Genomic DNA, 9,708 nt, shown 5'->3' with positions numbered 1-9,708 from the left:
CGGGGCGGCCTTCGGCCGCCCCGAAACCTATTCTCCTTTCAGTCCTCACAATACAACCTCAATAGTATTACTTTGATAAGCAAAGTGCCTTTGTCTGACTTTACAGATCAACAATTGCAAAAACGTTAATCTATCTTTGCGATAATTAAATCATTATTACAGATCATTATCTTAAGACCTTCTCCGTTTCCAGACTTCGGTCTAACAACAGTTGAAACGCTTCACCCATTTCATCCGAAGCTCTTGTGATCGCATTTTCAAGCATATTCCGGATCTGTTTTTCCGTAACTCCGGCCTCGGTCCAGCTTTTTCCTGAAGTATGGGAATTTAGAATAAAGGGCATGATACGGTCTATAGCACAGGCAAAAATAGCATCCGGCGTTTTTTCTTCCTCAAACTCCAGCCAGAGGTTAAAAAACTCAGTACTTAAAGGCTCATCCAATATCCCGAAAATATTCTGAGCTGAAATTTTTTCCCTTTCAAACTTGCCGATCATGGCCTTTTCATCAAACAGGAAAGTGTCGCCTGCTTCTATTTCCACAAGATCATGAATAGAAAGCATTCTTATCACTCTTAATAAATCAATATCTGCCCTGTTTTTGGCATAAGGATAAAGAATCTGAGCCAGAATAACAATCTGCCAGGAATGTTCTGCAGTATTTTCTCTTCTTGAATCATCTGCATTATAATTTCTTCTCTGTACATTTTTTAAAGCATCAACTGCTAAAATAAAATCGATTTCCTTTTGAATTTTCATCTTACAAAAATAGGAATAGTGACTCAGATTTTAAATTTTTTGCCTTTTATTTTAAATTAATTTTATATTCATCAGAATTCAACTAAAAATTATAAACCTGATTATCAACATGTTAAATATTTCATATAAAAATTTTACTACTTTGTATTGCATAATACCATTTTATTTACATATCTTTGTAATGTAAAATTAGAATACGCTCATCTAGCTAGGAGCACCATTCTAAAAAAATAACTAATTAAAAACTTAATTGAGATGAATACTGAAAATACCAAAGCGCAAATGCGAAAAGGAATTCTGGAATTCTGTATTTTAAGTCTCATCAATCATCGCGAAATGTATGTTTCCGACCTTATAGATGAACTGAAAAAAGGAAAACTGGATGTTGTGGAAGGCACACTCTACCCTCTTTTAACAAGATTAAAAAACGGCGAGTTCCTTTCTTACAGATGGGAAGAATCCACAGGAGGACCACCCAGAAAATATTACCAAATAACAGAAAAGGGCAAGTTATTTTTGGACGAACTTCTAAATACCTGGAAAGAACTAACAGATTCTGTAAATCAAATCACTCAACAAAATTAAAAACAAAGCTATGAACAAGACACTCTCAATAGGACTCGCAGGTTTTTCTTTTACCATAGAAGAACACGCATATATAAAGCTTAGCGATTATCTTAATGCACTGAGAAGCTCTTTAGATGCTTCAGAAGCAGATGAGGTAATGCATGACATAGAAATAAGAATGGTTGAAATTTTCAGGGATTCTTTAGGAAAACGTGAAGTAGTAAATGACTCTGATGTAGAAAGAGTAATTGCTCAGATCGGAAGCCCTGAAAAAATTGAAGAACAGGAAGAAGCTTACTATTCTGAGAAAAATTCTAAAAAAACCTTTACTTCAGGAACTGAATACACCGATAAAAAACAGTTGTTCCGTGACCCTGAAAGACAAAAAATAGCCGGTGTTTGTGCAGGGCTTGCTCACTACGTAGGAATGGATATTACTGCCATGAGAGCAATCTGGCTGGGAATTTTCATCCTTGGAATATTTACAGCAGCAATTTCTTCTTCATTAATTGCATTGCTTTACATCATTCTTTGGATTGTACTTCCAAAAGCAGAAACCGCAGCAGATTTTTTGAAAATGAAGGGAAAGCCTATGAACTTCGATAATCTGAAAAACGAATCCAACAAGCTGGTTCAGTTTGCCAACGAATCTACACAGAGGGTCGGAGAAATGTATAACGAAAGCAAACCTTACATCAACAATGCCGGGAGCGGAATCTGGAATGTAGTAAGATATATCTTAGGTGGAATCTTCGGATTAATGGCTTTCTCTTGTCTGATCGGTGTATTTGTAATCTTCGGATTCATGGGAAATAATGACTTCCCACCCATCAGCCAAATGAACTTTTATTTCGATAATGAAGGGATGAAATACATCATCATGGCAATGATTATTCTGGGAAGTCTGATTCCTGCCATGTTGTTCGCCTTATTAAGTATCAAACTGATTTCACCAAAAACAAAATTAAGGAATACAGGTTGGGTTTTGGGAGCATTGGTTCTTGGATTGATTGCAGTATCCACTTATTTCGGAGTGAGCATGGCGAAAAAAGATATGTTCTTAAAAGGTCATAAGGAAGATACAGAAGAAGTTTCTATCAACACAGCATCAGACAGTCTTTATGTTGACCTGAAACAAATCGTTATCCCTCAGAACTTCACAGGTTATGAAGATGATCTTTATTCAGACAAGGTATCTGTTTTTGAGAAAGACTGGATCCATGTTGATGTAACAAGAAAATCTGATATAAAAACACCTTATCTGATCATTAAAAAAGAAGCAAAAGGATACAATATTCCGCTTAATGTAAATGTTCCGGTAGATGTAATTAATAATAAGATTATTCTTCCTAATTATATCAAATATCCTTATGAGCACCGTTTCAGAGATTACAGCATTGATTATGAGCTTGTAGTTCCTCAAAATACAGTGGTAATTCCTGTAAAAAAAGACGGAATTGATTTCGACGGAGACTTAAACGCTGACGGAACTAATGATGATGACCAGGATCAGGATGAAGACAACGAAAACGGGACAATAAGAATTGAAAAAAATAAAATTTCCGTAAACGGGTCTACCTTCGAATACAGTTCCAATGATAAAGACAGTATTATCATCAACGGGAAAAAAGTTCCGGCAAAGCAAGCTGATAAAATTATTGATTCAACAACATCAAAAATCAAAAAAATGAATGGTGATGTAGATATCAAAGTGAACGACGGTAAAAATGAAATTTCCATAAAAACTAAATAATAAACTGCAGAGAGTGGCAGAAGGTGTGAATGGAAAACAACAGTTTGAAATTCACACTCTTCTTCTCTCAAATTGATTAAAAAAACAATAATATTTAGTTTTTTATATTAAAAATTTATCATACCTTCGTAGAGTAATTAAATACAACCAAATCAATTAAAAACACCTCAACCATGGTACAAATAGCATTAGAGATTGTAATGAAAATCGTAGATTTAATCAGCGGTTTGTTTTAAGAGCGATAATATTTCAATATATTTGTAAAGTATAACCTGTTTGGTTATACTTTTTTTTGTTTTAATAAGCTGTATATGAAAAAACTAATCGGCAAACTGATGCTAAAACTGATGGGTTGGAAAGTCGTTCTGCAAGGCGATGTAAACAATCTGAACAGATGTATTCTTGTAGTAGCTCCGCACACTCACAATATGGAATATATTCTGGGAAATTTTGCCTATTGGTCTTTGGAAAAACCGTTAAAGGTTATTATTAAAGATGCTCATACCAAAGCCTGGTATGGGGCTGCTGTAAAAGGACTCGGCGGAATCGGGATAGACAGGAGCCAGAAAAATGACCTGGTGAATTTTGTTGCCGGCCAGTTTGCTAAAGAAGATTTCAGTTTGGTGATTACCCCTGAAGGCACCAGAAGCTGGGTTCCGAAATGGAGAAAAGGATTTTATCATATGGCTTTGGCCGCAAAAGTTCCGATTGTTCTGGCAGCCGGAGATTTTAAAAGAAAAATCGTTTATCTGGGCTATACCATTCCCTATGAAAGAATCGTTTCCGTGCCCTTTTCTGAAATAATGGAAGAAATTCAAAATTATTACATTAAAAATGATATCGTCCCAAAAGTTCCGGCCAACTGGAACCCAAATATTATGGGACCGGTTAATGAGCAAGAGGCCAGGAATCAGCAAAATTCCTGATCAATTATTCTTCATCAATTATAATTTATTATTTAAAATATGAAAGGTCAAACTAAAGAAGAGCTGTTAGAATTTATTAATAATTGGGGAGACGTAACTCTGGCCAAAACACTGGAGATAAAATTCATCGATGTAGATATTGAAAATGAAACCCTTACAGCAACCATGCCTGTTCTGCCCAGAGTACATCAGCCTTTCGGAATTCTGCATGGTGGAGCAAGTTGTGTCTTAGCCGAAACATTAGGTTCAAGCCTGTCTAATATTTTCATCGATGGAACCAAATATTATGGTGTAGGAACGAATATTAACTCAAACCATTTAAAAAGTAAAAAAGACGGAATCGTTACCGCAACTGCCCGCTTCATCAGAAAAGGAAAAACCATGCACGTTTCTGAAATAGAAATCCGGGATGAAAAAGGACAGCTGATCAATCATACAACCATGACCAATAATATTATCAACAGATAATCAGAATTATTAAAAATATAAAGGCTCAATTTTTTGAGCCTTTTTTTATTGCCTATTAAATCACAAAAAACAGCTCATTTGATTTTGACATATTTAAGACTAATAATACCTTTGCAGAAAGAAAATTAAACCTCGGATTATCTTATAGTATTTCAAAGCAGATTTTCTAAAAGCCACAAACCCATGATTTATTTCAAACTTCCTTTTGATGAAAACCTGTACACAACAGATCATCATTTAAATACAGATTCCGTTTGTTTTTATTCTTTTGATAATGCCCAACAGCTCAATTTCCCGGGGAATATTGTTGAATTGAGTCCGGAAGAGTTTGAAAAAGCATCTATAACAAACGAGTCATTGCCTGATAATAAAGATCATTTTACTGCTGAAACCAAGACCGAATACCTTCAGAAACTGGAAAAAGTTATTGAAGTGATTAAAGAAAATGAGCTTCCAAAGCTGGTGCTTTCGAGAAGGAAAATCTTCACTGATTTTTCCAACATTGACTTAAAGCAAGGTTTTAAAAACCTGTGCACTTCTTATCCGAACGCCTTCAGATACATGTTTATTGATGATGAAAATGCCTGGATGGGAGCTTTTTCCGAAGTCCTGGGAAAGTTTAATAAAATTACCCATCAATTTGAAACGATGAGCCTGGCGGGAACTCTGCCTGTCTCTGAAAGCTGGTCTGAAAAAGAAATTGAAGAACAGAAACCCGTTTCCGGATATATCAAAAATATTCTGAAAAATTATGCCGTGCATATTGAGGAATCTGATACTTATGATCATATTTCAGGAAATATCAAACATCTGCGAACAGATTTCAAAGCAGAAATAAAGCCTGAAGAAGTGGATAAAATCATTCAGGAATTACATCCCACTCCGGCTGTTTGTGGAATCCCAAAAGACTTCTGCAAAGAAAATATCCAGAAGTTTGAAAAATTCCCCCGCGAATTGTATGCCGGCTATATAAAAATCGAAACAGAGGATACTATATATTATTTCGTTAATCTGCGTTGTGCAAAACTCTACCGGAATTCAGTTCACTTATTCGTGGGTGGCGGAATTACAGCTCAAAGTAATCCTGAAAAAGAATGGATTGAAACGGAACTGAAGTCTCAGGCTGTTTTGAAAAACCTGGTTCTTGGTTAACCATTTTTAACTATTTTATTACATTATATCAGGATTCAAATATTAACTCTGCAACACTCAATATTTAAATTATATAATTAATTTTCAATTAATTATATAACTCCAATTCACAACAAAATACAAACCTTTGCAATTCTATATTTTCTCATCGTCCTGCAAAACACAAATAAATAAAAAATTAATCTCCATTTATGGCAAGAAATTTGTTAATCCATACTGCCGCAAAACCTTTCATTCTTTTCAAATGATTTAAGTCACAAAACCGATGATGATTATTTCTTTATGGCTGAAGAATGTTATCGTTATGGCCCAATAAAATAGTATTAATTAAAAAACACGAATATGGAATTTAAAAATTTAATAGTTATGGGAGCTACTTCCCTTGAATTCAAAAGTAGAAATGCCGGAAAACTGATTATTAATTATTAAAATTACGGCAGATGTTAAAAAGAATTAGCGAAGCTACTATAAGAAAGATTGTAATATTTTTATTCGTTTTTATATTTCTGGGGATTGCCGTGAAATATTCCACTACAATTTTAAGGCTTATTTTTAATATTGTTAATAACGAAATTTAGAAGCTTTTTATTGATTTAGACAAACTCAAAATTGGTTACAAAAAATTAAAATCCCACTGAAAAATACAGTGGGATTTTAATTTTTATAATAATGAATAGTTATTTCTTTACTCCAATTTTACTCCATGTATCCAATACAAAAAGTAAAATTAATCCGATAACAGCCGAAGCAATTGAGAATACAAACTTCAGGTTATCTTCAGATAAAATTTCCGACTGCCAGTCTAATGCATAAAGATTAACGGCGATAAATACGATGAATAGTACTAAAAATACTTTATAAAACTTCTGCATGATCTTAAAAATTAATATAATTCTGCACCAATTGGGCAAAGTTTGCGGTAAATAATTTAATAGAAATTGCTAAAAGGATGATCCCGAAGACTTTCTGCAAAATAGCCAGCGTGGCTTCGCCCATTTTCTTTTCCAGCCATTTAGCTGATTTCAGCACCAAATATACGAAAATTGTATTGAGAATAATCCCACAAATGATATTAATATCGTGAAATTCAGCTCTGAGGGATAATGTAGTGGTTAAAGTTCCCGCTCCAGCCACTAAAGGAAAAGCGATAGGAACAATAGAGGCTGATTTGGCTTCCGTTGTCTTATTAATTTCAATTCCCAAAATCATTTCCAGTGCAATGATAAAAATAACGAATGCCCCGGCAATGGCAAAGGAATTGACATCTACTCCGATGAATTTCAGAATCTTGTTTCCTACAAATAAGAAAACGATCATGATTAATCCTGCCGTAATGGATGCTCTCCCGGCTTCTACCTGACCGAATTTCTGCTGTAAACTTACCACAATGGGAACCGAACCGATAATATCAATAACAGCAAAAAGAACCATGAAACTGGTAAGTATTTCCTTAAAAGAAAAATGATCAAAAATTTCCATTTTTTGTAATTAAAAATTTCGCAAAAATATGAAAAAAAATTAACTATTTGCTAATTTGAGAATACAAATTAACAATCGCCTTTAAAAGTTCATCGATCCCTTCTGAAGATTTCACAGGAGAATACTTCTCCATCTGAATTCTCTGGGAAAGGTTTCTATACTCTTCAGCAACAGCACTCCCTTTATAGCTTTCTAAAAATTTTCTGAAATCTTCTGCAGAGCTTTGAAAATACTGATTTCTCACATCAGCATCCAATTCCTCCACAATATGGAAAAATTTCAGATAGTCACCACTATCCTTAAGATTTTCAAGATACCCGAAATAATCATTGACATCGGTTTTCAGTCTTTCTCTAATTTCTTTTTCCGTTTCTGCAACAGATCCCAAAGGTTTTGGCGGTACGGTTTCTTTAATTAATTTACGTTTTTTTTGCCAAGTCTTAAATAAAAGATAGGTAATAAACAAACCCAGCAGGATAGCAATGTTGGTCAAAAGAATATTCCAGTGAAATTTGCTCTTTTCTTTAACTTTAAACGAAGTGGTTTTCAATACCGGGCTGTTTACTGTTTCCAAAAAGGTATTGGTATATTCATTTACTTTTTCAACCGTTGTACGTGATTCTGCAATCTGCTCATGGGAAAATGCATTCAGTGCTAAGGTTTCCTGGCCTAGATCAACATATTCTTTACTTGCAGGATCAAAAAATGCGAACTCTTCCGTTTTAATGGAAATAGGTCCGGCTTTATTCGGAATGATAATATAATTTGCTAAAATCTCTCCTTTTATCCCCACAGTTCCGGGGGCCACTTTTGAAGTGATTTTAGGGGCAAAAATTTCATAATCGGGTGATGCTGCAATTTTTGGCAGAACCATATCGGTTAAATTGCCTTCTCCGGAAACCTTTACAATAACGCTGACAGGTTTTTTTACTTCAACTTTTTCTTTTGAAGCGTTATAAACATTGATATTAAATTTCCCGACTGCATTTTTAAAACTTTCAGGAGAGCCTTCCGGCAGCTTTTTTACGTTAAGCTTTACTTTATTGGAAAGTATTTTATTTTTATTGTTGTAAGTATTTACAGAAGCCGATACAGGCGGAACTTCTACATAGCCTGCTTCATTAGGAAATACCATAAACATCGCCAAAACCTGGGAAGCCATATTTCCATATCCTGAAGAAGGGTCTATTTCAGATTTTTTGTAGTTGATCGGATGTACATTGATGTTTTCCTGCTCCGGAAGATGGATATTTTTTACTTTCCTGAAATTATCCATATTTCTGGAATATACTTTCAATACAGCAATTGTCGGCTGATCCTGATATACTTCCCTGTCTTCGATCTCCATATTCAGGTAGACATCATTGGAAGCATTGTTGGCCACCGATTTTTTGTCCACTTCTTTGATGAAGACGTCAAAAGGCTCTGTCTTATAAATTTTGTTGTTAATGGTAACAAGAACCGACCCGATTTTCACCTTTCCTTTTTGCTTAGGCTCAAGAGCCACTCTCGTTACATATTGGGTAATCACCGTATTGGTTTCCGGATCCATGTAACCACTGCTCACGGAACCGCTTCCGATCATATTAAACTTGGAAAGATCCGGCAAACGGAGTGGAGTCTGCTGATTGTATTCGCTTCCGTTTAATTCAAGAATAATTGTAAGGTTGATGACATCCTTGCTGGTGTAATCCGTTTTATCCGGAGTAATGGAAAAGTTGATCTGTCCGTAAGAAATTACGGATGTAAAAAGGAGTAATATGTAAATCAGTCTGTGCTGCATCACCAATCTTTCTCGTTGCTTTCAGGCATCGAATAAGAATCTTTATTTAAAATTCTTCTGGCGGTTTCTTTTTCTTTATCGCTTGCTTTATTTAATATTGCGTTTTCAAGATCTTTGGGTATTTTACCTTCATTATTCTGGTTCTGGTCCGGATTATTTCCCTGTTGACTTTCACCCTGATTTTGCTGGCCTTTTCCCTGATCCTGCTTTTGATCTTTCGGATTGCCTTTTTGATCATCATTTTGTTGTTGGTCTTTACCACCGCCTCCTTTTCCTGAATTGTTCTGTTGGTTTTTCTTTTGCTGGTTCTGTTTTTCTTTCAGTTTGGCAATTTCATAATTTTTTCTTGTTGCCTCATTGTAAGGATCCTGCTTTAAAGATTGCTTATAAAAATCTGCTGCTTTTTCCGGCTGGTTCATCTGCATATAGGTATTTCCTAAATTGTGCAGGGCAGCAGCTTTATCCGGAAGTGTCTGAGAAAGTTTCTGTGCTTTTTCAAACTCAGCTCTAGCCTCTTCATATTTTTTATTTTTATACAAAGCATTTCCTAAATTGTAATGAGCTGTAAAATCTTTTTGATTGGTTTTAATAGCTTCCATATACCGGGAAGATGCTCCATCATAGTTTTTACCGTTAAATTTCTGGTTACCTTCATACACCAAAGTCCTGTAGCTTTCCTGCCCAGACAGGGAGCCTGAAGATAAAAAAGCAAATACAAACGATAAAAAAATGATTTTAGTATCCATCAACTGCAAAATTATTCCTTTATATGTTAATAAACAGAGTTTTATTTGTTAAAATTCGGTTAAAGTAACCGGTAAAA

The 9,708-nt window shown here is 34.8% G+C and carries 10 protein-coding genes; 5 read left to right on the top strand and 5 right to left on the bottom strand.

The genetic code is table 11. The features are described 5' to 3' along the window. Nucleotides 1-166 precede the first annotated feature (166 nt). Entirely contained in the window at nucleotides 167-757 is a 591-nt protein-coding gene (locus tag PMI13_RS10980) for an HD domain-containing protein (RefSeq protein ID WP_007843621.1), read from the bottom strand. A gap of 255 nt (nucleotides 758-1,012) precedes the next feature. Between PMI13_RS10980 and PMI13_RS10975 the strand changes: the two genes are divergently transcribed. The 5 genes from PMI13_RS10975 (at nucleotide 1,013) to PMI13_RS10955 (ending at nucleotide 5,623) form a co-directional block, all read left to right on the top strand. Next, on the top strand, nucleotides 1,013-1,342 hold the full coding sequence (locus PMI13_RS10975) for a PadR family transcriptional regulator (RefSeq protein WP_007843620.1): 330 nt from the start codon (nucleotides 1,013-1,015) through the stop codon (nucleotides 1,340-1,342). Nucleotides 1,343-1,352: 10 nt separating this feature from the next. After that, entirely contained in the window at nucleotides 1,353-3,077 is a 1,725-nt protein-coding gene (locus tag PMI13_RS10970) for a PspC domain-containing protein (RefSeq protein WP_007843619.1), read from the top strand. Nucleotides 3,078-3,388: 311 nt separating this feature from the next. Then, nucleotides 3,389-4,003 (top strand): 1-acyl-sn-glycerol-3-phosphate acyltransferase, encoded by a 615-nt coding sequence (locus tag PMI13_RS10965; protein WP_007843616.1) that lies wholly within the window; start codon nucleotides 3,389-3,391, stop codon nucleotides 4,001-4,003. Between the two features lie 39 nt (nucleotides 4,004-4,042). Beyond that, nucleotides 4,043-4,471, top strand: a complete 429-nt coding sequence (locus PMI13_RS10960) for a PaaI family thioesterase (RefSeq protein WP_007843614.1) — start codon at nucleotides 4,043-4,045, stop codon at nucleotides 4,469-4,471. A 183-nt stretch (nucleotides 4,472-4,654) separates the two neighbouring features. Next, complete coding sequence (locus PMI13_RS10955) at nucleotides 4,655-5,623, top strand: chorismate-binding protein (protein WP_007843613.1); 969 nt, start codon at nucleotides 4,655-4,657, stop codon at nucleotides 5,621-5,623. A 677-nt stretch (nucleotides 5,624-6,300) separates the two neighbouring features. Here the strand turns inward: PMI13_RS10955 and PMI13_RS10950 are convergent. Genes PMI13_RS10950 through PMI13_RS10935 form a run of 4 tightly spaced genes read right to left on the bottom strand, consistent with a single transcriptional unit; the run spans nucleotide 6,301 to nucleotide 9,631 of the window. Then, nucleotides 6,301-6,495 carry a hypothetical protein gene (locus PMI13_RS10950; RefSeq protein WP_007843609.1) on the bottom strand — a complete coding sequence of 65 codons (195 nt, stop codon included), beginning with the start codon at nucleotides 6,493-6,495 and terminating at the stop codon, nucleotides 6,301-6,303. Nucleotides 6,496-6,499: 4 nt separating this feature from the next. Continuing rightward, nucleotides 6,500-7,102, bottom strand: coding sequence for a MarC family protein (locus PMI13_RS10945; RefSeq protein ID WP_007843607.1), 603 nt, complete (start codon nucleotides 7,100-7,102; stop codon nucleotides 6,500-6,502). 43 nt (nucleotides 7,103-7,145) lie between these two features. Then, nucleotides 7,146-8,885, bottom strand: coding sequence for a BatD family protein (locus tag PMI13_RS10940; protein WP_007843606.1), 1,740 nt, complete (start codon nucleotides 8,883-8,885; stop codon nucleotides 7,146-7,148). Continuing rightward, the gene (locus PMI13_RS10935) at nucleotides 8,885-9,631 is read right to left on the bottom strand and encodes a tetratricopeptide repeat protein (RefSeq protein ID WP_007843605.1); all 747 of its coding nucleotides are present in this window, start codon (nucleotides 9,629-9,631) and stop codon (nucleotides 8,885-8,887) included. Before PMI13_RS10935 ends, PMI13_RS10940 begins: the two co-directional genes overlap by 1 nt. Nucleotides 9,632-9,708: the final 77 nt, after the last annotated feature.

This window comes from Chryseobacterium populi, assembly GCF_000282115.1.
In the GTDB taxonomy this organism is placed as follows: Bacteria; Bacteroidota; Bacteroidia; order Flavobacteriales; family Weeksellaceae; genus Chryseobacterium; species Chryseobacterium populi.
This window is presented reverse-complemented; position numbering and strand designations above follow the sequence as displayed.

Coding starts and splice junctions, on each gene's coding strand:
- PMI13_RS10980 (WP_007843621.1), bottom strand. CDS start 757: ATGAAAATTCAAAAGGAAATCGATTTTATTTTAGCAGTTGATGCTTTA.
- PMI13_RS10975 (WP_007843620.1), top strand. CDS start 1,013: ATGAATACTGAAAATACCAAAGCGCAAATGCGAAAAGGAATTCTGGAA.
- PMI13_RS10970 (WP_007843619.1), top strand. CDS start 1,353: ATGAACAAGACACTCTCAATAGGACTCGCAGGTTTTTCTTTTACCATA.
- PMI13_RS10965 (WP_007843616.1), top strand. CDS start 3,389: ATGAAAAAACTAATCGGCAAACTGATGCTAAAACTGATGGGTTGGAAA.
- PMI13_RS10960 (WP_007843614.1), top strand. CDS start 4,043: ATGAAAGGTCAAACTAAAGAAGAGCTGTTAGAATTTATTAATAATTGG.
- PMI13_RS10955 (WP_007843613.1), top strand. CDS start 4,655: ATGATTTATTTCAAACTTCCTTTTGATGAAAACCTGTACACAACAGAT.
- PMI13_RS10950 (WP_007843609.1), bottom strand. CDS start 6,495: ATGCAGAAGTTTTATAAAGTATTTTTAGTACTATTCATCGTATTTATC.
- PMI13_RS10945 (WP_007843607.1), bottom strand. CDS start 7,102: ATGGAAATTTTTGATCATTTTTCTTTTAAGGAAATACTTACCAGTTTC.
- PMI13_RS10940 (WP_007843606.1), bottom strand. CDS start 8,885: ATGCAGCACAGACTGATTTACATATTACTCCTTTTTACATCCGTAATT.
- PMI13_RS10935 (WP_007843605.1), bottom strand. CDS start 9,631: ATGGATACTAAAATCATTTTTTTATCGTTTGTATTTGCTTTTTTATCT.